24 protein-coding genes and 1 tRNA gene are annotated in these 23,978 nt (G+C 49.4%); 14 read left to right on the top strand and 11 right to left on the bottom strand.

Features of this window, described 5'->3' with window-relative positions; translation table 11 throughout:
* Window positions 1–208: 208 nt before the first annotated feature.
* Entirely contained in the window at window positions 209–841 is a 633-nt protein-coding gene (locus D082_RS02680; protein ID WP_028949304.1) for a hypothetical protein, read from the top strand.
* Here the strand turns inward: D082_RS02680 and lipA are convergent.
* Window positions 838–1,734: a lipoyl synthase gene (lipA, locus tag D082_RS02675; RefSeq protein WP_255356945.1), complete on the bottom strand. Its 897-nt coding sequence runs from the start codon at window positions 1,732–1,734 to the stop codon at window positions 838–840. The genes D082_RS02680 and lipA overlap by 4 nt on opposite strands.
* Window positions 1,735–1,919: 185 nt before the next feature.
* Between lipA and D082_RS02670 the strand changes: the two genes are divergently transcribed.
* Window positions 1,920–2,675, top strand: coding sequence for a DUF3153 domain-containing protein (locus D082_RS02670; protein WP_038530049.1), 756 nt, complete (start codon window positions 1,920–1,922; stop codon window positions 2,673–2,675).
* A 399-nt stretch (window positions 2,676–3,074) separates the two neighbouring features.
* Here the strand turns inward: D082_RS02670 and D082_RS02665 are convergent.
* A tRNA-Val gene (locus tag D082_RS02665) sits at window positions 3,075–3,148 on the bottom strand.
* Between the two features lie 51 nt (window positions 3,149–3,199).
* On the opposite strand from D082_RS02665, the gene D082_RS02660 reads away from it, so the two are divergent.
* The 6 genes from D082_RS02660 to D082_RS02635 all read left to right on the top strand — a co-directional run bounded on the left by D082_RS02660 (window position 3,200) and on the right by D082_RS02635 (window position 8,118).
* Window positions 3,200–4,072 carry a shikimate dehydrogenase gene (locus D082_RS02660; RefSeq protein ID WP_028949307.1) on the top strand — a complete coding sequence of 291 codons (873 nt, stop codon included), beginning with the start codon at window positions 3,200–3,202 and terminating at the stop codon, window positions 4,070–4,072.
* A 171-nt stretch (window positions 4,073–4,243) separates the two neighbouring features.
* On the top strand, window positions 4,244–5,464 hold the full coding sequence (locus D082_RS02655) for an ATP phosphoribosyltransferase regulatory subunit (protein ID WP_028949308.1): 1,221 nt from the start codon (window positions 4,244–4,246) through the stop codon (window positions 5,462–5,464).
* Between the two features lie 66 nt (window positions 5,465–5,530).
* A complete protein-coding gene (gene grxC / locus D082_RS02650; protein WP_028949309.1) occupies window positions 5,531–5,860 on the top strand; it encodes a glutaredoxin 3 in 330 nt (109 codons plus the stop codon).
* 36 nt (window positions 5,861–5,896) lie between these two features.
* Window positions 5,897–6,778 (top strand): fructosamine kinase family protein, encoded by an 882-nt coding sequence (locus D082_RS02645; RefSeq protein WP_038530045.1) that lies wholly within the window; start codon window positions 5,897–5,899, stop codon window positions 6,776–6,778.
* A 295-nt stretch (window positions 6,779–7,073) separates the two neighbouring features.
* Window positions 7,074–7,850 carry an RNA polymerase sigma factor SigF gene (locus tag D082_RS02640; RefSeq protein ID WP_028949311.1) on the top strand — a complete coding sequence of 259 codons (777 nt, stop codon included), beginning with the start codon at window positions 7,074–7,076 and terminating at the stop codon, window positions 7,848–7,850.
* A 43-nt stretch (window positions 7,851–7,893) separates the two neighbouring features.
* Entirely contained in the window at window positions 7,894–8,118 is a 225-nt protein-coding gene (locus D082_RS02635; RefSeq protein WP_028949312.1) for a hypothetical protein, read from the top strand.
* On the opposite strand, the gene D082_RS02630 is transcribed toward D082_RS02635, so the two are convergent.
* From D082_RS02630 to D082_RS02615, 4 genes are all read right to left on the bottom strand, one after another.
* Window positions 8,095–8,673 carry a 5-formyltetrahydrofolate cyclo-ligase gene (locus D082_RS02630; protein ID WP_028949313.1) on the bottom strand — a complete coding sequence of 193 codons (579 nt, stop codon included), beginning with the start codon at window positions 8,671–8,673 and terminating at the stop codon, window positions 8,095–8,097. The genes D082_RS02635 and D082_RS02630 overlap by 24 nt on opposite strands.
* A gap of 10 nt (window positions 8,674–8,683) precedes the next feature.
* A complete protein-coding gene (radA, locus tag D082_RS02625; protein ID WP_028949314.1) occupies window positions 8,684–10,156 on the bottom strand; it encodes a DNA repair protein RadA in 1,473 nt (490 codons plus the stop codon).
* 186 nt (window positions 10,157–10,342) lie between these two features.
* Window positions 10,343–11,671: an urea ABC transporter substrate-binding protein gene (urtA, locus tag D082_RS02620; RefSeq protein ID WP_028949315.1), complete on the bottom strand. Its 1,329-nt coding sequence runs from the start codon at window positions 11,669–11,671 to the stop codon at window positions 10,343–10,345.
* Between the two features lie 303 nt (window positions 11,672–11,974).
* Window positions 11,975–12,934, bottom strand: coding sequence for a DNA polymerase III subunit delta' (locus D082_RS02615; RefSeq protein ID WP_028949316.1), 960 nt, complete (start codon window positions 12,932–12,934; stop codon window positions 11,975–11,977).
* Window positions 12,935–13,002: 68 nt separating this feature from the next.
* On the opposite strand from D082_RS02615, the gene D082_RS02610 reads away from it, so the two are divergent.
* Both D082_RS02610 and ureB read left to right on the top strand, forming a co-directional pair.
* The gene (locus tag D082_RS02610; RefSeq protein WP_028949317.1) at window positions 13,003–13,959 is read left to right on the top strand and encodes a 2-methyl-6-phytyl-1,4-hydroquinone methyltransferase; all 957 of its coding nucleotides are present in this window, start codon (window positions 13,003–13,005) and stop codon (window positions 13,957–13,959) included.
* 116 nt (window positions 13,960–14,075) lie between these two features.
* On the top strand, window positions 14,076–14,417 hold the full coding sequence (gene ureB, locus D082_RS02605) for an urease subunit beta (RefSeq protein ID WP_038530042.1): 342 nt from the start codon (window positions 14,076–14,078) through the stop codon (window positions 14,415–14,417).
* A 32-nt stretch (window positions 14,418–14,449) separates the two neighbouring features.
* On the opposite strand, the gene D082_RS02600 is transcribed toward ureB, so the two are convergent.
* On the bottom strand, window positions 14,450–15,082 hold the full coding sequence (locus D082_RS02600) for a Uma2 family endonuclease (RefSeq protein WP_038531257.1): 633 nt from the start codon (window positions 15,080–15,082) through the stop codon (window positions 14,450–14,452).
* 110 nt (window positions 15,083–15,192) lie between these two features.
* Here D082_RS02600 and purB point away from each other — a divergent pair, with 110 nt between their 5' ends.
* Window positions 15,193–16,488 (top strand): adenylosuccinate lyase, encoded by a 1,296-nt coding sequence (purB, locus tag D082_RS02595; RefSeq protein ID WP_028949320.1) that lies wholly within the window; start codon window positions 15,193–15,195, stop codon window positions 16,486–16,488.
* A gap of 120 nt (window positions 16,489–16,608) precedes the next feature.
* A complete protein-coding gene (locus D082_RS02590; RefSeq protein WP_028949321.1) occupies window positions 16,609–17,541 on the top strand; it encodes an isoaspartyl peptidase/L-asparaginase in 933 nt (310 codons plus the stop codon).
* Window positions 17,542–17,671: 130 nt separating this feature from the next.
* Here the strand turns inward: D082_RS02590 and alr are convergent, their stop codons facing one another.
* Window positions 17,672–18,874: an alanine racemase gene (gene alr, locus D082_RS02585; protein ID WP_028949322.1), complete on the bottom strand. Its 1,203-nt coding sequence runs from the start codon at window positions 18,872–18,874 to the stop codon at window positions 17,672–17,674.
* A gap of 141 nt (window positions 18,875–19,015) precedes the next feature.
* On the opposite strand from alr, the gene D082_RS02580 reads away from it, so the two are divergent.
* Window positions 19,016–19,801, top strand: a complete 786-nt coding sequence (locus D082_RS02580) for an ABC transporter permease (protein ID WP_028949323.1) — start codon at window positions 19,016–19,018, stop codon at window positions 19,799–19,801.
* 6 nt (window positions 19,802–19,807) lie between these two features.
* Here the strand turns inward: D082_RS02580 and D082_RS02575 are convergent, their stop codons facing one another.
* Both D082_RS02575 and D082_RS02570 read right to left on the bottom strand, forming a co-directional pair.
* Entirely contained in the window at window positions 19,808–20,461 is a 654-nt protein-coding gene (locus D082_RS02575; RefSeq protein WP_028949324.1) for a ribonuclease D, read from the bottom strand.
* A 46-nt stretch (window positions 20,462–20,507) separates the two neighbouring features.
* Window positions 20,508–21,395, bottom strand: coding sequence for a DUF3747 domain-containing protein (locus tag D082_RS02570; RefSeq protein ID WP_028949325.1), 888 nt, complete (start codon window positions 21,393–21,395; stop codon window positions 20,508–20,510).
* 726 nt (window positions 21,396–22,121) lie between these two features.
* Between D082_RS02570 and D082_RS02565 the strand changes: the two genes are divergently transcribed.
* Entirely contained in the window at window positions 22,122–23,342 is a 1,221-nt protein-coding gene (locus D082_RS02565) for a 4-hydroxy-3-methylbut-2-enyl diphosphate reductase (protein WP_028949326.1), read from the top strand.
* On the opposite strand, the gene D082_RS02560 is transcribed toward D082_RS02565, so the two are convergent.
* Window positions 23,325–23,963, bottom strand: coding sequence for a DUF3318 domain-containing protein (locus D082_RS02560; RefSeq protein ID WP_028949327.1), 639 nt, complete (start codon window positions 23,961–23,963; stop codon window positions 23,325–23,327). The genes D082_RS02565 and D082_RS02560 overlap by 18 nt on opposite strands.
* Window positions 23,964–23,978 lie beyond the last annotated feature (15 nt).

Raw genomic sequence — 23,978 nt, 5'->3', positions numbered from 1 at the left:
CCAGCCGTGGCGGTGGTTTAATGGGCCCTGGTGACGATTTGTCCTAGGAAAGTAATGGCTTGACAGAGCAATTTCCCAACAAAATGACCAGGAATGGCACTATAAAGCCCGGTCTCTCAAGAAAACTCTACCGTCATACTAACGGGCTCCAGCAATGGAAAACGATGAAGAGAGTTAAATTCCGATTATCAAACAACTCTATTCCCCCATGACTTTGTTAAGTAGGCTCTTGTCCTTATTTCCCGGCCTAATTGTTACTTTAACTCTGACTTGTTTTGTGGTCTGGATAGAGACTGGGAATTGGTATTGGCTAATCCTACTCATCTTAATTATTTATGGCTTACCTTTATTAACCTATCGGATTCATCAACTTTTTTATCCCCTACAAGCGGGGCTTAGCTATCTGGTGGGCAAAAACTATATTCCGTGGTGGGGAACGTATCAAATTCAACTTATCTACAACACTTTTCCTGGCCTGGAAAGGGTTTTGCATTTTGTGCCCGGTTTATTTTCCCTCTGGCTCCGACTATGGGGCGCCACCATTGGCAAAAACGTCCTTTGGACTCCCAGCATACAAATTCTAGACCGGGGTTTACTACACATTGGCGACCACGTGATATTAGGGCACCAAGTTACCCTACTAGGCCACGTCATTAAACCAAAACGGGACAATCTTCTGCTTTACGTTGACCGTATCACTATTGGTGATAACGTTTTTGTCAGTGCGGGGGTGGGCATTGGCCCAGGAGCGGCGATCGCCGATGGGAGCTATATTACCTTTGGAACAATAATTTTTCCTAAGCAGAAGTACAATTCTGAACAAAAAATTCCAGCACCTTAACGGGGGAAACGGGCCATTAGGGCTTGTACCTGTTCCGCATGGTAGGAACTACGGGTTAGTGGGGAGGAAACGACCTGTAAAAAGCCAATGGATTCACCATAAATCCGCCAAGCATCGAACTGTTCCGGGGTAACAAATTCCTTAACCCCTAAATGTTTTTGACTGGGTTGGAGATACTGACCAATGGTTAAAATATCACAGTCTACCCGGCGCAAATCCTGCATCACCCCACGCACTTCTGCATCGGTTTCCCCTAGCCCCACCATAATGCCAGACTTAGTATAAACCTTGGGCAAAATCTGTTTAGCTTGGTTGAACAACTCCAAAGATTGGGCATAATCTGCCTGGGGTCGCACCCGTTTATAAAGCCGTGGGACCGTTTCCATATTGTGGTTCAAAACCTCCGGCGCGGCCTTCAATAGGGTTGCCAAAGCTTGCCAATTGCCGCATAAATCGGGAATCAAGACCTCAATGGTAGTACCCGGCGAAACTTTACGTGTGGCCTCAATGCAACCCACAAATTGAGCAGCTCCTCCATCGGGCAAATCATCCCGGTTAACGGCGGTAATGACCACGTGCTTGAGGTTTAGCCTTTTCACTGCGGTGGCCAATCTTTCCGGCTCCGTGGGATCTAAGGGTTGGGGACGTTTTTCAAAGTCAATGTCACAGTAGGGGCACGCCCTGGTGCAAGCAGGACCCATAATCAGAAAGGTAGCTGTACCGGCTTGAAAACACTCACCAATGTTGGGACAGGAAGCTTCTTCACAGACAGTATTCAGTTGTAAATCCCGTAAAATATCCTTAACACTGCCCACCCTTTGCCACTGGGGTGCTTTGACTCGGAGCCAATCCGGTTTGACGGTCACTTCCAATCTTCTCCTGCTATGGGAGATCTGATTGTATCAAAATCCTTAGCCAAGGAAAAAGCCTGACAAGCCTCGTTTTTGAGGGAAATTATCCCAAGGAAGGGTTGCTTTAATGGTACAAATAACTATCTTTGGAGCTGTGGGGATTGATATACTGGCTGTCGACCCTTGAATATGTCCACCTCTCCCCAATCAATGAGGCTTTGCGAATTATGGCCCCCCAGAAATGGTTTAAACGCTTACTACCGATGCTTGTGGTCGTTTGCTGTCTGGTGACGGGTTGTGTCAATTACGACGTGGGGATCCGTTTTCCGGAGCAACATTATGGGGAGATTGTCCAACATATTACTTTGGGAGAACAGTTGACCACCCTGAGTCAAGCGGAAGCAGATCGTTGGCTCAAAAGTTTAGACCAGCGGGCTAGGGATTTGAACGGTCATACCGATCGCCCGTCGGAGCAAACTTTAGTGGTGACTATTCCCTTTGGCAGTGGTCAGGAGTTAGTGGAAAAATTCAATCGCTTTTTCAATCCCCAACTCCCCAAAGGCCGAAGAGCGCCGGAACCGGATCAGTTGGATTTACTTAATCTAAAAGCGGAACTGGAATTAGAGCAAAGTAACTGGCTATTGGTAGACCGTAATCATCTCAAGTTAACCGTTGACCTGCGGGCCCTCGGGGTTTTATCCAACCAGGGTAATATTATCCTTAGTCCTGGTTCTCTGATTGACCTTAACTTTAATTTACAAACTCCTCTGACTCTCCAGAGCCCATCTGCTCCAGGGCAAGAGATACTAACAAAAATCCCTGGCCAATGGCAGTTAAAACCCGGACAAATTAACGTTATTGAAACTAGCTTTTTTGTCCCCAGTTACTTGGCGATCGGCACTATTTTGATTATTGCCCTTTGTTTAGGCGGTTTTTATTTCAAATATGGCCGTTGGCCTGGGGTCATTAAAAGTTACCAGTAGCGAAATGTTGTCCAGGTTAATCTGAAAGGGCAATTGACCTGGGCAACTAGAAAGTTATCGCTCTTTCATCAGTCTAAGTAGTAAGGCGAAGATAATTGTGACAAAAGACTTGCCTTCCCGAAGCTATTATCACCCTCTTAAGCTTATTAAATTATTAAACATAGTCATTTCAAATAATTTCGAGACTGCTTAAGTCTTTTAGACAGTAGAAATTTCTTGATGGCCGAATTATTGGTTTCGTGTTATTGAGTATATTTTTCCAGCCCTATTCTTTATTCCACCATGGATGTTTTTGTACGTCCTGGTAAGACCCCTGTTTCCTCCGTATTGCCATTACATCGGTTCATACAGTACCGACAGAGAAACCCATGTCACTGTACGGGAAAAAACAAAAACTAATGGACGTAACTGGATTCGAACCAGTGACCCCATCGATGTCAACGATGTACTCTAACCAACTGAGCTATACGTCCTAGCGATTTAGTAATATAACATGGCTCCCTTGCAATTAACAATTGTCCTCCATGCTTCCCATCACCGGTAAAACTAAGCTCCTTGGTGTAATTGGCCACCCTGTTAGCCATTCCCTTTCCCCCGTGATGCACAATGCGGTGCTCCAGGCGATCGCCAGTGATCATGTGTATACCGCTTTTCCCATTGCCCCGGAGGACTTAGTGGTGGCAATCAATGGCTTGGGGGTCAGTGGAGTGCAGGGTTTGAGTGTGACCATTCCCCATAAGCAAACGGTCATACCGTTGTTGACCCAGGTGAGCACAACAGCCCAACTGGTGGGGGCAGTCAATACGCTCTGGTGGGAAGACGGCGGTTGGCGGGGTACAAATACGGACGTGGAAGGTTTTTTAGCTCCCCTGAAAAAACTGAATAGAAATTGGGGAGACCTAACAGCGGTTATTCTGGGCCACGGTGGAGCAGCCCGGGCTGTGGTGGTGGGGCTGAGTCAGTTGGGCTGTGGAGAAATTGTGGTGGTGGGGCGTAGCGAGGAAAAATTGGCTCAGTTTGCTAACAGTTGGACGGACCAAAAAATTCAACAGGTTCTGCGAGTTCTGCCCTGGGAAAAATTACCTGGAGTGTTAGGAAAAACTAATTTACTGATTAATGGAACCCCCATCGGCATGACTCCCCATGTTCATCAGTCCCCCGTTGACCAATCTTGGCTAGAAAAACTACCTCCCACGGCGATCGCCTACGACCTAATTTACACTCCAAGGCCAACCGAGTTTTTGCGGGGAGCCCAGCAGCAAGGGTTAGTGACCATCGACGGCTTAGAAATGTTGGTGGAACAGGGGGCGGCGGCGCTGAGAATTTGGCTAGGTAGGGAAGTACCGGTGGAAATTATGGGCCAGGCATTGCTGGAACATTTGGCAAAATACCAATAGTTCAAGGGACATTTTGCCCGGGGAGCCAACACTTTAGGCCAAACTGTAGTTCAGTTCCCGGCTTTAACTAAATCGCCTAAAGTTAAGCCTAAATTCGCCCAAACTTCCTCTGAGTTGCGGGAAAACACTATATTGGAGGCTGAGGAGAATCCGAGCCAAAGCCCTATCACCATGATTCATCATCCCCCCGCTGGAGCCAGGGATTTATTGCCCCTGGAAGTGGCCCAGAAAGCCTGCATCAACGACCAACTACAAAAAACCTTTCACCGTTGGGGTTACCAGCGCATCGTCACCTCGACGTTGGAATGGTTGGATACCCTAGTGGCCGGCGGGGCCATTTCCGCCAACAAAGTTATTCAACTCCAGGACAGTGGCGAAGGACGGTTGGGACTACGGCCCGAATTAACCGCCTCCATTGCTAGGGCAGTGGTGACCCGCATGACCGACAGCCAACCCCAAAGATTGTGTTATCGGGCCAATGTCTTTCGTAATCCCCCGGAAGGCTACCACGGTAAGCAAATGGAGTTTTTCCAAGCGGGCATAGAATTGCTGTTTGCCGGGGGCGTTCGGGCTGACGCGGAAATTCTTCTATTGTTGACGGATTGCCTGACCCAATTGGGCTTGACCGATTGGCAGTTAATTTTGGGGGATGCGGGGTTGACCAGAAGTCTGCTGGCCAAATTACCCACCCATCTGCAAACTGCTGTGCGGGATTGCATCACTCGCTTGGACTATGTGGAACTGTCCCAACTGCCCTATCCTGACGATGAGGCAAAAAACCTGGCTCTGCAATTGTTTGACCTGCGGGGTTCTGTGAAGGAAGTATTGGCTAGGTTAGGTCAATTGAGCTTGCAAGGGGAATGTTTAGACCGGGTCGATCGCCTGCAGGCATTGTTATCTTTGGTGGCCGCCAGTGGCGATGGCCCATTGAATTTAGTCTTGGATCTGAGTTGGTTGCAACCCTTTGATTACTACACTGGCATGGTTTTCCAGGCGGTGAGTCGCCAAACCGACAACTGCTATGTACTGGGTCAGGGAGGACGTTATGACCAGTTGCTGAGCCACTACCATCCCCAAAAACAATCCTTTCCCGGCACCGGCTTCTCCCTAAATATTGAAGACTTGCACCAATGTTTGTTGGCATCGGGCACGTTACCCACTAGCACTGCTGCCATTGATTATCTAGTTTGCCCGGTGGATGATTCGGCCGAAGGAGCCGCTTTTCGCCACGCCCAACAATTACGCCGTCATTATCCCGATCGCCGGGTGGAATTAGACCTCGGTGGGCGATCTCCGGAGGAACTGAATGCCTATGCCCAAGCCATGGCGATCGGTGAGCTGGTGTGGGTTAGGGCCGATGGCGAGATTGTCGATCATCCCAGCGATCTTTAAAAATCCCTAGCATGATCAAAATTAATCTTGTGTAATCGTAATCAATCAAAACTTTCCGGTAATTCCATGGCTAATTTGTTTAACTGGCTTCCCCTACTTAGTGGCCGCCAAGCTGATGGGGTCAAAGCAAAAGTGGAAATTTATACTTGGCAAACCTGTCCTTTCTGCATCCGAGCCAAGCTTTTACTCTGGTGGAAAGGAGTCAAATTTGTCGAGTACAAAATTGATGGTGATGACCAGGGTAGACAAGCCATGGCCGAACGGTCGGAGGGCCAGCGCACAGTGCCACAAATTTTCATTAATAACCAGGGCATTGGCGGCTGTGACCAACTCTATAGCCTGGATAGTCAAGGCCAATTGGATCCTCTTTTAGCTACCCCCTCCAGCCCTGCTTAGCAATCCCCTTGCCCTGTTCTTATCTTCCCTGTTGCTGTGAGTTCCCCTTCCCTCTGGCAAACCATTGCCCAACAAATTAGCCAAGCCACCGGGCAATCCTTCACTGGCACAGAACGGCGATCGGTCAGTGGCGGCTGCATTAACCAGGGTTATTGCCTGATGGACGGGGAGGCAAAATATTTTGTCAAGCTGAACCAAGCCCACCAGTGGCCCATGTTCCAAGCCGAAGCCCTAGGGTTGGAAGGGATGGCGGCGACCAAAACCATACGGGTTCCTCGTCCTATTTGCCATGGCAGTGCAGCGGGCCATAGTTACCTTGTTTTGGAGTGGTTGGAGTTTGGCCGGGGTAGCCATGATAGTTGGTACCGCATGGGGCAAAACTTGGCGGCTCTGCATCAAGCGGGGGGCAGCCTTCAATTTGGTTGGCAGATTGATAACACCATTGGGGCCACTCCCCAGCCCAATCCTTGGACAGATAGTTGGGCAGACTTTTTTGCGGAGCAGCGTCTTGGTTATCAACTAACCCTAGCCCGACGGCGGGGGGGGAACTTTCCAGCTCCGGCCCTGGTAGTGCCGAAGGTGAAGCAATTGCTAGGCGATCGCCAACCGACTCCAGCTTTAGTGCATGGGGATTTATGGTCTGGCAATGGTGCCATTTTAACCACTGGGGAACCGGTGATTCTGGACCCTGCCACCTACTATGGCGATGGGGAAGTCGATATTGCCATGACAGAACTGTTTGGCGGTTTTCCCGCTGGATTTTACCAGGGCTACCATACAATTTGCCCGGCTCAGCCGGGGTATCAACAAAGGAAAATTCTCTACAATTTGTACCATATACTTAACCACTTCAATTTGTTTGGGGGAGGCTATCAATACCAAGCCCAACAGATGCTTAAACAATGCCTGGGGCTTTAGTTTGCCTAAAGAATTGTTTACTTTTTCGGCATGTTATTGTTCAACTGTTGAAATACTTCTATAATTGGACTGGGTTCTTAGCCATATCTTTTCGTTGCTGCCGATGAAAAGGGCAGACTGAATTTCTAAGCAATACTCTGGGGAATATAGCTTCCAACTGTAGATAAAGCCGATTTTCCTTGGTATTTGCTGGGATGTTGGTTGGCAAAAATTTGTTATTTTTTCCATATATTTGCTGATGTGGGCGCCGCCTAAACATCGGTAAGGTTGACCAGAGGTGTCGAAACCCACAACTATGACCAATGCCACCAACCACAACCTCAAACTTGAGACCCTGAGGCTATTTAAAGTCTACGCAGAGTCCCATAGCGTTGACGTACGCAATCGGATTATGGAAGTTAACCTGGGGTTGGTAAGGAAAGAAGCCCACCATTGGACAAGTCAGTGCACCGAGAGTTTTGAAGATTTATCCCAGGTGGGATGTTTAGGGCTGATCCGGGCCATCGAACGCTTTGATGTCAGTAAGGGAAATGCTTTTAGCTCCTTTGCTATTCCCTACATTCGGGGAGAAATTCAACATTTTCTGCGGGACAAAAGTAACTGTGTACGTATTCCTCGCCGTTGGTTAGATTTGGGCCGTCAGGCGATCGTCGTTCAGCAGGAATTTCGTCTCAAATATGACCGTGCTGCCACGGATGAGGAAACGGCCTGTATGCTGGGGGTTCCTCTGACGGATTGGCAGGCGACCAAGCTAGCTTTACAGAATCGGGAATTGTTGAGCTTGGACATCAAAGTCAACGGAGACGATGATGGTCAGGTTAACTTGGGGGACTGTTTGGCCCACCATGAATTCCGTAGTTTTCAACTCAGCCTGGAGGATCAAATCCGTTTACAACAGGCTTTAGCTGGTCTGGAGGAACGCACCCGCCGCATTGTGGAATTTGTCTTTCTCCATGACCTGACCCAGAGGGAGGCCGCTGAGGTGATGGGGGTTAGTGTAATTACCGTTTCCCGCCGTATTAAACAGGGCATTAGTGCTTTGAAAAAGGCCCTGAACACAGAGATTTTTTAGCAGATTGGGGATTTATTTCAATTAGGGGACGGAATTATTCGGCATGGAAGCCATAGCCTTGCTGTCATTGATTTCCAGTACAAATATTAATATAGTTGATTTAATTGAAAGTAAGACACTGACCGGAGCTAAAAGCCTCTTTGGTATAGGACTTGGTAGTCTCAATCTTACTTTGATTGACTATATTGTCGTTTCTAGTAAGACTGAGGCAGTCAAATTCACCGAAAAGCTTGTCAATAAAGACTCAAGTAGTCTCGAAATTATTTGAAATGACTATAATTTGTTTTTCCGTTATCAGAGTTGGTAGGGGAATATCCCAGGAGTCACGGGGTAACTTTTCCTTCAGACCCACCTCAAAAAGCAGTCCGGCCTTTGGTACTGCCCGCCAGAGGGGATCGATAAATAGCCGGTCATAGTAGCCTCCGCCGTAACCCAGGCGGTATCCCTGGCGATCGCCTCCTAGACAGGGTACTAATAACAGATCTACTTCCATGGGTGACAATATTTCAGTCTGTGCTGCTGGTACTTTGATGCCGTAGCTGCCGGTGGTGAGTGGTTGTCCCCACTGCCAAGGATGCCAGACGAGGTTTTTTTGTACGCAGCGGGGAAAGCCCCACAGCTTTGTTTGCCCCAGACGCTCAAATAATGATTGTAAATCTGGCTCCCGTTGGGTACTGAAATAGGCACAGACTAGCTTTGCTTGCTGAAAAACTGACCATTGCTGGAGTTGGGCACATAGCTCAATGCTCTGCTGTTGCCATTGAAATCTAGACCATTGCCGCCGCTGTTGCAGTAGTGTTTGTCTGAGGTGAATTTTGTCCATCTATCAGATTTTAGCCGTTGCTGGCGATGTCTTCCTTGGCCGGTAGGGCTACGGCGATCGCCGCAAAGACCTTGCCCACGGGGATGAGTTTAATGCCGGCGGATTCAGTGCCCGTTTGGCCCTTGGGGACAATGGCCTTTTTAAACCCTAGCTTAGCCGCTTCCTTTAAGCGAATTTCGAGCTGGGAAACGGGGCGAATTTGCCCCCCTAAGCCAATTTCCCCCAGAATAATCATTTCTGGATCCACCACCCGGTCTCGGAAACTGGCCACCAAGGCGATCGCCATGGCCAAATCCACCGCTGGTTCTTCCACTTCCAGGCCCCCCGCCACGGATAGGTACGCGTCCAATTTGGAGAGGGGCACTCCTAGGCGTTTTTCCAACACAGCAAGCACTTGCAAAAGGCGATTGTAGTCCACCCCCGTAGTCGATCGCCGGGGGGAAGCATAACTGGTGGGACTCACTAAAGCTTGTAATTCCACCACCAAGGGCCTAGTTCCTTCACAGGCCACAGTAATAGCCGTGCCGGACATAAATTCCTCCCGACTGCCCAGGAATAATTGGGACGGATTGAGCACCTCCTTTAGCCCCGATTGCACCATTTCAAAAATGCCAATTTCTTGGGTAGCCCCAAAGCGATTTTTTACCGATCTGAGTAAACGGTGGGACGCAAATCGATCGCCCTGAAAATACAACACCGTGTCCACCAAATGTTCCAACACCTTCGGCCCGGCGATCGCCCCTTCTTTTGTGACATGGCCCACAATGAATAAACTGATGTGATCCCGTTTAGCCAATTGCATTAATAAACCTGTACATTCCCGCACCTGGGAAACGGAACCCGGGGCCGAACTAAGGGCAGGAAAATATAAATTTTGAATACTATCAATGATGGCCACTTGGGGCTGGAGAGCTTCCAATTCCCGCAAAATATCTTCTAAATTGGTTTCTGGTAAAACAAATAAATTGCCATCATGGACAAGATTGTTTATTCCATCTTTAGCTTCGCTCTGCTCAACGGTTTGGGTGATGCCTAAGCGGGTGGCCCGGAGCTTAATTTGTTCTCCTGACTCTTCTGCTGAAACGTATAAAATTCGCGGTAAACGGGTGGCCAGCTGAAATGCCACCTGTAATAACAGGGTAGATTTGCCAATGCCCGGATCTCCCCCAATTAAAATTAACGCCCCTGGTACAATGCCCCCTCCCAAAACCCGGTCCAACTCCCCGTAACCAGAGGGGAAACGCCCTTGATTTTCCTGGCGAATTTGGGAAAAAGTTAAAGCCGCCTGGGGTTGCCCGGTTTTTACCTTGGAAGAACGGGATTTTTGCGCTCCCAAACTACGGTGATTGGTACCACTAGAAACGGCATTGACAATTTCCTCCTGTAAACTTCCATACTCATGGCATTTGGGGCAACGACCAAACCATTGGGCATGGTCCGCTCCACAGGCAGAGCACACAAATTTTGTCCGGGCTTTAGCCATGGGTGCCAAGGGAATAAACGTAGGGCCCTATCTTGACCTAATCATCCCGAATGGAGCAAGAAAAAACCACTGGCCCATTCAAATCCCATCATGGGGAAATCAATGGAGCCAATGGCCCTAATAACTCAAACCATCAAACAAGTGATCAGTGTTATAGCTATTTACTCGGTTAAAAATGATGCCAACCTAGCTGGCTTTGAACTTACCGGGGTTCTCCACATCGGTGCGGGTCCAATCGCAGGTGAAACCCTTGGTTTCCGGTACGAACTGGTTCCAGGGGATGGGATCAACGGGGCCTTCACTGGACCAAACAATGGTGAACTGACCTTCATCATTCACTTCCCCAATGCGGACGGTTTTAGAAATATGGTGGTTCGGTTGCATGGTCACCATACCTTCCGGGGCATCAAAGGTTTTGCCGATCGCCGCTGCCCTGACTTTTTCTAGCCCTTCAGGGGTTTCACCCACATCACCGGCCGCTTCCACCGCTGCCTTCCAGAGGTAAACGGAAATATAGGCCGCTTCCATGGGGTCATTGGTCACCCGGTCTTCGCCGTACTTAGCTTTAAAGGCGGCCACAAACTTCTGGTTGGCAGGGGTGTCCACACTTTGGAAGTAGTTCCAAGAAGCATACTGGCCCAGGAGGTATTCCTTCCCAATTTGGCGCACTTCCTCCTCTGCCACACTCACGGACATAACGGGATATTTGTCGGGGGTTAAACCAGCGGCTTGGATCTGTTTGAAAAAGGCAACGTTACTGTCCCCGTTGAGGGTGTTGAAAATTACGCCGCCATCGGGCAGAGCTTCCCGGAGTTTGGTGATGATGGGGGTAACTTCAGTGTTGCCTAGGGGTAGGTAATCTTCCCCAACGGTTTCGCCACCTTTGGCTTTTAACTGCTCTTTAATAATGGTGTTGGCAGTGCGGGGGAACACGTAATCGGAACCCACCAGGAAGAATTTTTTGCCTTTATTTTCCAGTAACCAGTCCACCGCCGGTTCAATCTGTTGGTTGGGGGCGGCACCGGTGTAGAAAATGTTTTTGGAACATTCTTGGCCTTCGTACTGCACTGGGTACCAAAGCATGTGGTTTTTGGCTTCAAAGACGGGCAGTACAGCTTTACGGCTAGCGGAAGTCCAACAACCAAAGACGTTGACCACTTTATCTTGGTCAATCAACTTCGCCGCTTTTTCGGCAAAGGTGGGCCAATCGGAAGCACCATCCTCTTTAATGGCTTCGATTGGTCTACCCAGTACACCGCCGGCCGCATTGATCTCCTCGATCGCCAATTCGGCCGCTTCCACTACGGTGGTTTCACTAATGGCCATGGTGCCACTGAGGGAATGGAGCAAACCCACTTTAATCGGTTCTCCGGTGGGAGCAGTACCGGTGGTGGGGGACTCAGTAGGTTCGGTGGTGGGTTCGGTGCCACCGCCACAGGCTTTGAGCAATAGACTTGCGCCTAGGGTTGCTGATCCATACAGCAAAAATTTACGTCTTCCAAAAGGGTTAGTCATACGCGAAGAATTATTACCTCGTAAGGATTCTAAATATGCTTGTTGGCTGGTGGAGAGGAGTTGATCGGGCGGAAACAGTGCTCTTAAAAAGTTTTTATCCGCAGTTTATTTAGGTCAACAAGGAAAGATATTCCCAGGGTAAATCCGCTGGAAACAAATAAGACCCAATACTACGAGCAGGTTAAGAAACAGTTATGTAGCATAGGATACCGTCTTTCCCTAGCTAAAGCCCTTTTTGTGCCTATTTTGCTCCCATTGTCAGGGAGGTTTGGCATTAGAAAGGTTCAAGGAGAACAATCCTGTTTATGGGCGATCGCCGGAGCATTGCAGACGGTATAGGGCAAGAAAGGTGGTTTCCCACACCAAGCGGGGCTGAACGTAGGCCGCCAGATATTTACGGGCTTTTTCGAGAATTTCCAACCATGGTCGTTGTCGGTACCCTTGCCAGTAATGGTATTGGAGATAATCCACCAACCAAAGTTGGCCACCGTTGTCCAAGTTGTTGTCCACCATTTTGGCCAAATCAAAGGCTTCTAGGGGATTGGCCGGGGGCTGAATTAACTTTTGCCGCAGTTCCGGGGGGATACTCTGCATCTGTTCCCAGGCTTGAAATAGGACTCCGGGACTCCCCTGGGCGATCGCCAACAGTTCGGGGTGGTTGAGAATTTCCTGACGACCCAGCCTCTGCAGAATTTTGGCCATATTACTTTGCCCTAAACGGTAAAAGGGAATGCGTTGGCAACGGGAAACAATGGTGGGTAGGAGAGCATCGACGCTGGGGGCCAGGAGGATTAAAGTTGCTCGCCCCGGCTCTTCCAGGGTTTTCAGCAAAGCATTGGCCGCCCCTTCATTCATGGCTTGGGCTTCTTCAATCAGGATGACGGCTCTGTCCGCTTCCAGGGGGGGACGGCTGAGAAAACGATTAATTTCCCGAATCTGTTCTACCCGGATCAGGGGAGCGGCCCGTCGTTTTAGTCCGGCTTGCTCTGCTTCGTTGGCGGTTAATAGTTGACCTTGGTGTTGAAAAGTTGGCTCTATTTTGAGGAGGTCAGGATGATTGCCCGCAAAAAAGCGTTCCTGGCGATCGGGTTGACTTCCCCATCCCATCAACAAGGTTTCCCCAAAGGCCTTGGCGGCTAAACTTTTGCCTACCCCCTCCGGCCCCACTAACAAATATGCCGGAGCAATGCGTCCCTGGGCGATCGCCTGGTGCAGTAAGGCAATGGCTTGGTCTTGACCCACAATGGATTGGAAGCGATTCATGGCCCTGTCCAACTTTGTTACCCTAAACAAGTTTGATATTTTGTTTTTCCCACTGTTTTAACTATTCCATGGCTGAGTCTTTGCTGTTCCCTGCTGGTTTGTTTTCCCTCTTCCTGGCGATCGCCGCTGGATTATATTTGTTTACTGCCCGGGGCTATCAATCCGCCGATTCCGTGGCCAATGCCTACGACCAATGGACGGAGGACGGGATTTTGGAATACTACTGGGGCGATCATATCCACCTTGGCCATTATGGCGATCCTCCAGTGGCAAAGGATTTTATCCAATCGAAAATTGATTTTGTCCATGCCATGGCCCAGTGGGGAGGCTTAGATACACTTCCCCCAGGCACCACCGTGCTGGATGTGGGTTGCGGCATTGGTGGTAGCAGTCGCATTCTCGCTCAGGATTATGGTTTTAATGTCACCGGCATCACCATTAGCCCCCAACAGGTCAAACGGGCGACGGAATTAACTCCCCCCGATGTAACAGCCAAGTTTGCGGTGGATGATGCCATGGCCTTGTCTTTTCCTGACGCTAGTTTCGACGTGGTTTGGTCGGTGGAAGCGGGGCCCCATATGCCCGATAAAGCTGTATTTGCTAGGGAGTTACTGCGGGTAGTTAAACCAGGAGGCATTTTGGTGGTGGCGGATTGGAATCAACGGGACGATCGCCAGGTGCCGTTAAACTTTTGGGAAAAACCCGTGATGCGGCAACTGTTGGATCAATGGTCCCACCCCGCCTTTGCCAGCATTGAAGGCTTTGCAGAAAACCTCGAAGCCACTGGTTTAGTCGAGGGCCAGGTCACCACCGCCGATTGGACTGTGCCCACCCTCCCCGCTTGGTTAGATACCATTTGGCAGGGCATGATCCGGCCCCAGGGCTGGTTGCAATACGGCCTTCCTGGTTTCATCAAATCCGTGCGGGAAGTACCGACTATTTTATTAATGCGTCTTGCCTTTGGCACCGGACTTTGTCGCTTTGGTATGTTTAAGGCGGTGAAAAAAAATGCTACTGAAGCTTAAAGGAAAACTATGCCATGGCCACAGACCTGTTTTTAGGGTTACTGTTGGGGAGTATTTTATTTTTTGCTTGGCAGGCCTAAGCTAATCGACTAACATTCACAGCTCAACTAACCATAATTGCAACCATGATCCCCGGCGAAATTATTACCCCCGAAGGTGACATAGAACTAAACGTGGGCCGCCCCACTTGTACCATTAACGTAGCCAACACTGGCGATCGCCCTATTCAAGTGGGTTCCCATTACCATTTCTACGAAGTCAATACCGCTTTACAATTTGACCGGGATTTAGCCAGGGGCATGCGGTTGGATATTCCAGCGGGAACGGCGGTGCGTTTTGAACCAGGGGACGAAAAAACGGTTAATTTAGTGGCCTATGCTGGCAGTCGAGAAATCTATGGCTTCAATGGCTTGGTTAATGGTCCCCTAGAAAAACCTAAATCTGCCAAAAAAAATTAGGTTTAAACCAGGTCAACCCAGGCGATCGCCGCCTATGTTTGTTGACTGGCAAACTTTTGCATCGCCTCTAACGGGGAAGACATTAGTACACACTCTCCTAGCAGGGTAATATCCAAATCTGGAAGCAGTTGGCTTTTGGAGACCGTTTGGTAGCGATCGCCATCTAGAAAGTAGATAGAAAACTTCTTGTCTTGCCACATCCAGACTTCACCAATGCCAAGCCGTTGATATTTTTCCAGTGTTTTAACACTGCCACTGCTGACATTAACTTCGATGGCCAAATCGGGATGGGCTTTTTTTTCACCCAAGTAATAGGACTCGTCCGGCTCGAAAGACACAGATTCGTCCTTCGATTCGCGGGTGGCACTACCCACCGGAATAAATGCAATTTCCCGTTGCCAAAAATAAATGCCTAACAAAATGGCAATCACACTTTTGATTGATTCGTGGTATTCCCCCAGGGTCATGAACTCAATTACTCCATCTAGATAGGTAATCCTTAGCCCTGGCTGTTGTTCCATCACCGCCTGAATAGCCTTAAAAGCGTCCCAACTGTGGCGACCGGGCAGCACAAGGGTTTGATCTTGGGTAGGGATCGGTGCAGAACTGGTGATGGTCATGGATACAGGCCCTGCTCTGGGTGGCACAAATGCAACATCTCCCATGTTACAAAAAACCTGGAAAAACACCCTTGCTTTAGTGGTTGGAATGCCAATATCTGACGATGGTTGCCGCCAAATAGTAAAATTAAGCGGTTATTTGGAGAATTGGCCCTGTGATCGAACGCTACACCCTGCCTGAAATGGGCAAAATTTGGACGGACACCTACAAGCTACAAACCTGGCTAGACGTGGAAGTTGCCGTCTGTGAAGCCCAGGCAGAGTTGGGTTATATTCCCCAGTCAGCGGTGGAGGAAATCAAGGCCAAAGCTAAATTTGATCCCCAAAGGGTATTGGAAATTGAGGCGGAAGTGCGCCACGATGTCATCGCCTTTTTAACCAATGTCAATGAGTATGTGGGGGATGCAGGACGCTACATTCACTTAGGGTTAACCAGCTCGGATGTGTTGGACACAGCCCTAGCGTTGCAATTGGTGGCCAGCCTAGACCTGATTTTGGAAGAGCTAGAAAAACTAATTCAGGCCATCCGTTACCAGGCTCAACAACATCGTTACACCGTTATGGTGGGTCGTTCCCATGGCATCCACGCTGAACCGATCACCTTTGGCTTTAAGCTGGCCGGCTGGCTGGCAGAAGTATTGAGAAATCGAGATCGTTTGGTGCGGGTGGCCCAATCCATTGCGGTGGGTAAAATTTCCGGCGCCGTAGGTACCTACGCCAACATTGACCCCAAAGTTGAGGCGATCGCCTGTCAGAAATTAGGTCTAGAGCCGGACACCGCTTCCACCCAGGTAATCTCTAGGGATCGCCACGCAGAGTACGTGCAACAGTTGGCTTTGCTGGCTGCTTCCTTGGAACGGTTTGCGGTGGAAATTCGTAACCTGCAACGCACCGATGTATTGGAAGTGGAGGAATATTTTTCCAAAGGACAAAAAGGTTCTTCCGCTATGCCCCACAAACGTAACCCCATCCGCTCAGAACGATTAACGGGAATGGCCCGCTTGGTTCGTGGCCATGCGGTGGCGGCATTGGAAAATGTGGCCCTCTGGCATGAACGGGATATTTCCCACAGTTCCGTGGAGCGGGTGGCCTTTCCTGACTGCTGTATTCTGACCCATTTCATGTTGAAGGAAACCACCGATTTGGTAAAAAATCTGTTGGTCTATCCCGAAAATATGAAACGTAATATGAACGTTTACGGCGGGGTAATTTTCAGCCAAAAAGTGCTGTTAGCCCTAGTGGAAAAAGGCATGAATCGGGAAGAAGCTTACCGGGTTGTGCAGAGTTCTGCCCACCAAGCTTGGAACACGGAAGGGGGAAATTTTGAAAAGTTAGTCCGGGCCGATGCCAAGGTGCAGGCATTGCTTTCTTCCGAAGAAATTGACCAGTGCTTTGACCCCCAACAACATCTGAGTAACCTGGCGGAAATTTACAGCCGTTTGGATATTTAGTTAAAAGTTTGGATCTGCCTTCCCTTCCGACTTCGACCCATAATCACTAACGGTTTCCTATGCCATCTTCAATCCGTTAATGCTGACCTATTCTTCATACACACCTTTGTCCCCAAACCTATGACCCCCAAATTAATTATCCATGGCGGTGCCAGTTCCCTCGATGATAAAGGAGGCCTAGCCACTGTACGTCAATCTCTACATCAGATTGTGGCAGCGGTATATCAAACGCTAACAGCGGGGGGCAGTGCCCTAGAAGCGGTGGTGCAAGGTTGTGAACTGTTGGAAAATGAACCCCGTTTCAATGCCGGGACCGGTTCAGTGCTCCAGTCCGACGGCCAGGTACGCATGAGTGCTTCTTTGATGGATGGCGATCGCCAGAATTTTAGTGGGGTAATCAACGTTTCCCGCATTAAGAACCCGATCCAGATGGCCCAATTTTTGCAGGGTCAGACAGACCGGATTTTGTCTGATTATGGGGCGGCGGATTTAGCCAGGGAAATGCAATTGCCCATTTATGATCCCGCCACGGATTTTCGTATTCAAGAATGGATGGAAGAACGGGGGGAAGATGTGCGGAAAAAAATGGCCCGGTTAATTGCCGATCCCACAGCGGGCATTGAGGCGAGAAAGGGCACCATCGGTGTAGTGGCCTTGGATAGTAACGGCAAAATTGCAGCGGGCACTTCCACCGGAGGGAAAGGGTTGGAACGCATTGGCCGAGTGAGCGATTCCGCTATGCCGGCGGGGAACTATGCCACCCGTTTTGCTGGGGTTAGTTGTACCGGGGTGGGGGAAGACATCATCAACGAATGTTTAGCCGCCAAGGTGGTAATCCGGGTCAAAGACGGGCAAGATCTGGCCCAAGCGATGGAAAAATCCATCACGGAAGCCCTGGAAAATAACACCGACCTAGGGGCGATCGCCTTGGATTATCGTGGCAACATTGCTTGGGGAAAAACCTGCCCTGTCCTGTTGGCGGCCTACCACACTGGCACGGCCATTGGGGACACATTAGAACTAAGGGATAGCGATTACTATGGCCAAACTTGACAGGTCACAATACAGAACAAATGTATGGTGAGAGTGCCATGCACCTAGCCCCCAACGGCAAACCACGACGTTTGGCTCCCCGCTCACTCCTATTAAGATTGGAGTCGGCAATTTCCCGTGCCCAAATACGTTAAACGAGAATACGGGGCAAACGGTGTTTGAAGCCACAGAGAATTTCCCAGGAGATGGTGTCCAAACTAGAAGCCCAATGGTCTGCGGTAATTTGGCGATCGCCGTCCTGGCCAATCAGGGTAACCACTTCCCCCACCTGGGGATTATCAATGCCCCGTAAATCCACCATCATTTGATCCATGGTAATGGCACCAATTTGTCGCACTGGTTGGCCCCTCAGAAGTACTTCCAACTGATTGGAAAGGTTGCGGGGAACTCCATCCGCATAGCCAATGCCCACCACCCCCATGGGCATAGTTTCGTCACTAACAAATTGGTGGCCATAACTCACACCGGTACCGGGGGGAATGGTTCTGATCTGGGTGATTTTTGCCCGTACCCTTAGTACCGGTTTTAAATCTAGGCGATCGCCTAAATGGGGAGCGGGATATAGTCCATATAAACCTAAACCCACCCGGACCATATCGTAATGCCAGGCCGGACCATGGAGGGTGGCGGCAGAATTGGCCAAATGAAGCTTGGGCACCGGTAAATGGGCTTGGCGTAAACAGGCGATCGCCGTAGCAAATCGTTGTTGTTGTTGGAGCATAGTGGCGGTGTTGGGGTCGTCCGCCGTGGCCAAATGGGAATATAAACTAGCTAACCGTAGCTGGGGTAAAGATTGCACCAAACCCACAAATTTCACCGCTTGGGGCCAGGGCGTGCCGAGGCGGGTCATACCCGTGTCTAATTTGAGATGCACCGGCAAAATCCGGCCCAACTTAGTCAAAATATTGTTGAACAATTCGGCCTGTTCCGGAGAACAGAGGGTGGGTTGCAGTTGCCAATGGGCAATGGCCTCAATTTCTTCCGGGCTGTTAATACCACCAAGAATCAAAATCGGCGCTGTAATGCCCGCTTCCCTTAGCTCAATGCCCTCCCCCAAAGTGGCGATCGCCAACCAATCGGCCCCTGCTTGTAACGCAGTTTGGGCCACCCGGACAGCCCCATGCCCATAGGCGTCAGCTTTGACCACCGCCATCAAATTAGTTTTTGGCCCCACAAGTCGACGGAACTGTTGCACGTTATGAACTAGGGCTGCCTGGTCAATTTCCACCCAAGCCCGCTGACGAATTAACTCTGCTAAACGATAGCCGGATAACGTCGATGGAATCCTGGAACTCTTTTCCGGGGAAAGTTTAACGTCTCGACTCAAGACCATAAAATTTACTCCTCTGCACCCAAATTCCCTGAGGGGATAGCCCTAGGATAGGGGTAAAGTCGGAAAAGTTCCAGTTCCCTAGGATAGAATTCGGGTTGACCCAGACTAGTTCAGCAATGCATAAATAGCCGACATTTGCCCATGACTACCCTGTACAATCTGCTCGCCATTTTGCGTAAAGAGCTATTAAGTTACTTCAGTTCTCCTTTTGCCTATGGCATTGCCGCCATTTTTTGGTTGATGTCGGGCATTTTCTTTTCTCTAATGCTGAGCCAAATTCTCTCCAGTGTCGAATTTTTGCGACAGTCAGGCTTTTCTGAACCGGTGGATGTGGCAGGAGACTTCCTTTCCAGTTACCTGGGTTTAATTATTTCTCTGATTTTGGTGCTATTGCCCGCCCTGTCCATGGGACTTTACGCCGAAGAAAGAAAGCGGGGCACCCTGGAATTGCTAGCCACTTCTCCGGTCACTAATTGGGTGGTGGCGGTGGGGAAATTAATGGGAGCATTACTATTTTTCTCGGTACTTTTAATTCCCCTTTGGGTTTACCAAATTATTATTTTTTCTGCCACTAATCCTCCCCTACCCAGCGGCTTGGTACTAGTGGCTAATGGGGCGGTTATTTTGGTGGCGGCGGCCGTGCTTTCCCTGGGAATGTTTATTTCTTCCCTGACGGAAAACGTTATTATTGCCTATATTCTTACCTTTGTTTTAATTTTGATGCTTTGGATTATGGACGTGTTTGCCCAAAATCTCGGCGGGGCGATCGCCGATGTGTTTGCTTACCTTTCCCTGTTCCAGAGTTACCAAGATTTAATCGAAGGCGTGATCAATAGTAAAAGTTGTGTACTATTCGCTAGTTACATTTTCCTAGGCATTTTCCTCACAGCTCAGTCCATTGAAGCCCTCAGATTTCAACGTTCTTGAGTCGAGTTAACCCGGGCCACCATGCTCAAATACATTGCCGTACATACCCAAATCAAGGGTTACCATTACCGGCAAACACTCAAAACATCGTTGGGCTAACCGCAGCCGATCTTCCCTTGCTAACATTTTTTCCAATTTGTGCCGTAGGGGAATCAAATAACGGACATCATTGGCGGCATAGGCCAATTGGGCTTTGCTCAAATTAGCGGCATCCCCCCAATCGGAACATTGGGAAGACTTATCCAGTTCCACCCCCACCAATTCCTGCACCAACGTCTTCAGACCATGGTGGGAAGAGTAGGTCCGGGCAATTTTGCTGGCTATTTTAGTACAAAAAATTGGATAGGTTTTGATGTCAAAGGTATGTTTCAGTTGGGCAGTGTCAAAGCGGGCAAAATGGAAAATTTTAGTTACCCCCGGTGCTTCCATGAGGCGGGTCAGATTGGGGGCTTCCTCTTGGCCTTTGGCAACGCGTAAAGCTGTCACATTGCCCTCTGGGTCACAGATTTGCACCAAGCAGAGACGATCCCGATGGGGATTTAAACCCATGGTTTCCGTGTCCACCGCCACCTCTTTGGCCGATAAAAGTTTTTGGCAAATGTCTTCGGGTAAATCGTTATCAAAAACTTGGAACTGACTCAAAATGGCGGCAGAGGGCATAGTAGGCAATAAAAGTAAACGGCAAAATTGATTGATTTACGTCAGACTAAGGACGAAAATCCGCTGGAGTGGGGGTACGGCGACGGGGAGAATTGGGCCTAGGCACAGGGGCGGGCTTGGGGGCAACGGTTTCCAGTTCCTTGGCAACGGAGCTTTCTTCGGTCACGTCGGTCACAGTGTTAACACTTTCCTCTTCCACCACCATGCCGGACTGGTTATCGGCGGGAACTTCCTGCTGAATAATAATTTCTGTCTCGGTTTCCGTTGGTCCCGTCGCAGCAGGGGCCTCTTCCATGGACTGAACCGGTTCCGGGGCGATAATTTCTTGTTTTTCTGGGCTGATCTGTTCTATATTCACAGGACTAACGGTGCTACCCCCAAAAATGGCGGCCTGGGTGCCACTGATGTAGTAATGTCCTAAAACCTGACCTTCATAAGTGCGTTTGGTAAATTGCCAGCCGGGATTGAGCTGTACCTGCATGAAACCTGCACCAATGCCTTTGGTACTACCCACCACCAATTCGGGGCCCCGGCCGTTGCGGGAAGTAGCCACCAAAACCAAATCATTGCCCCTGGGCACAAGGCGCAGCAAGTAATCTAAGCCATAGTCCTGGCCATCAATGCGAATGGAATAACCGTTGCTGTCCGTGGCGCGGCGACAGTGGCCAGTGAAATCAAAATTTAATAAAAGGGGATCCACCATGGCCGGTGCTCCCGCCGTCACGTCCCAACATTTATTTTTGCCGGGAATTTGCTCGATTACCAACAGGTCGTACTTGGTAGTTTCAACGCCGTAGGGACGGGCCACCGCAATTACTTCGGTTTGGTCGATCGCCGTTTCGGTGAAAGTGCTGGCGGATAGGGGGGTAAGGGGAGTGAGAGCGGCACCAACGGCCAAGGCCAAGAGGGAGTGCGGGAAAAAGTTCCAATTCATAGGACAAATAGTCAATGCGGCATAGGATTGTTAACCCCATCAAGCCCGAAAATGTTCCCCAACGGAGCATAGGAGAGACAGTCTGCGGTTTGTAACAAACTGAGGGAGGAGCTGGAATTGCTGACCAATTTTACCTTAATGTCGAAAGAAGGCTCGCACTGTAATCTTTAATTGAGTGTCGAGATGAATTTCGAGCAACAAACAGCCCCATAGTTTTTGGTATAGTTGGTTCTAACTTTCAGGTTGTAAATCCGCTGTATCGTAAAAATTCCAGCGAAATAGTCTGGCACTTTAGAGCAAAAAAATAGAAAAGGGCAAGGGCATCGAAAACTCTATAAAGCAGGTCAATAAGCTTTAACAAAGCTGAATGAAAATGAAACAATAGAATATTTTCAGGTACCGGAGAGCACTCGGAAACCTCTCCCGAAATGGAGAAAACACCCAGAGAGCTATCCGCCAGTGGGCATCTAGATATCAAGTGATATTCTAGTGGGCTCGGATAGAACATGATGGGTAAGACCTGGGGACGACTGTTTTTGGACATAGGAACTGGGCGCTTTCAGTTTGGGAACCCCACCTGGGAGAATGTCGCCAAAGAGATCAAGGGCCTTCCATCTAGATCGCGGCCATCTGAGAAATAGCAATCTCCCTTGAGTTTGTCTAGCAGTTGGGGGGAGAGGATGTCAGAATGGAAAAACATAATACCGGTGACATTCTCGTTTTTCTATGGATACCAAAGCTTTTAAACGGTCTCTGCACCACTCCGACAATTACCATCGCAAGGGATTTGGCCATGGGGAAGAGGTGATGGGGGTGATGAATACGGAATATCAGAGCCATCTAATCCAAGAAATTCGCCAGAATAATTACCGCCTAGAACGGGGGGATGTCACCATTCTCTTGGCGGAGGCCTTCGGTTTTTGTTGGGGGGTGGAACGGGCAGTGGCCATGGCCTATGAGACCCGCCAACATTTTCCCCAGGAACGGCTTTGGATTACCAACGAAATTATCCATAATCCTTCGGTCAATCAAAGGCTAAGGGAAATGGAAGTTAATTTTATTGATGTGGTTGACGGGGAAAAGGATTTTAGCGGTGTGGCCAAGGGCGATGTGGTCATTCTGCCGGCCTTTGGGGCCAGTGTGGAGGAAATGCAACTGCTCAACAACCGGGGCTGTACCATTGTCGATACTACCTGTCCTTGGGTTTCTAAGGTCTGGAATTCGGTGGAAAAACATAAAAAGAAAGAACATACTTCCATCATCCACGGTAAATACAACCACGAGGAAACCATTGCCACTAGCTCCTTTGCTGGTACCTATCTAATTGTTTTAAATATGGCCGAAGCCCAAAGGGTTTGTGACTATATTCTCCACGGTGGAGACAAAGAAGAGTTTTTAGCTTATTTTGCCAATGCCCATTCCGCTGGTTTTGATCCAGACCAGGATTTAGTTCGTTTGGGGGTGGCCAACCAAACCACCATGCTTAAAAGTGAAACGGAAATGATTGGCAAATTGTTTGAAAAAACCCTGTTGCAAAAATATGGCCCCACGGAGCTCAACAATCACTTTATGAGCTTTAACACCATCTGTGATGCCACCCAGGAACGACAGGATGCCATGTTTGATTTGGTCAAAGAAGACCTGTCTTTAATGGTGGTTATTGGTGGTTTTAATTCTTCTAACACCACCCATTTACAGGAAATTGCGGTGGAACATGGTATCCCCTCTGTTCACATCGACAGCGGCGATCGCATTGGACCGGGCAATCGGGTGGAGCATAAACCCCTAGGCAAGGAGCTGGAGATGCTGGAACCCTGGCTACCAGAGGGAAAAATTACGGTAGGCGTAACTTCCGGGGCTTCTACTCCCGACAAAGTAGTGGAGGAAGTGATGAAAAGGATTGTGGCGATTAAGGAAGCTCAACCCGTCTTAGAAATTGCGGGATAGGGAGGGATCGGGGCTGGCTTGGCTGTTGAGCATGAGGCGTAAGTTTTGACAGCGCAACAGTTCATTGAAGCTGGGGGTACTGCGGTTTTCAATCCGGGCGGTGTTCTCGATCGCCGTTAATAGGGCCTGGATGGCCTCTTTTTGGTCATAGCCCCGGCGAACCGCCACTTTAAGCGCTTGGGCATCGGCTTCGATTTCCCGTTCATTACTTTGGTAACCCCGCCAAATTTGTTGGGCTGCTAAGGCCGTTAACCCTCCGGCCACTACCATTCCCACGCCATCCCTCTGCCAAAGTTGTACCCCCACAGCGATCGCCCCCGCCACCGTTAAACCCTGGTATAAATCCGGTTTAAACCAACGGATATTAACTAAACGACAGACCACACTCAGCATGAGCAGATCCCGCTCCTGGATGGTCAATTCCCACCAAAGATTAAAATTAATTTTCACCAGGCGATCGCCAAATTGCCAAGGCTTAGGGAAATTGCAATCGATCACCCGGGACTGCTTGGGCTGGGAATCCAGTTTAACCAGCATGCGCCCGGAAGCCGGCATCAATTCCTTGAGACGACGAATTTCCGTTTCTTGGTCACTGCCCTGATAGGTTCCCTGGCGGTTCATAGTGGTTTAAAGCTT

The organism is Synechocystis sp. PCC 6714, assembly GCF_000478825.2.
Classification (GTDB): domain Bacteria; phylum Cyanobacteriota; class Cyanobacteriia; order Cyanobacteriales; family Microcystaceae; genus Synechocystis.
Note: the sequence above shows the minus strand (reverse complement) of the source record. Positions and strands in the feature narration are given on the sequence as shown.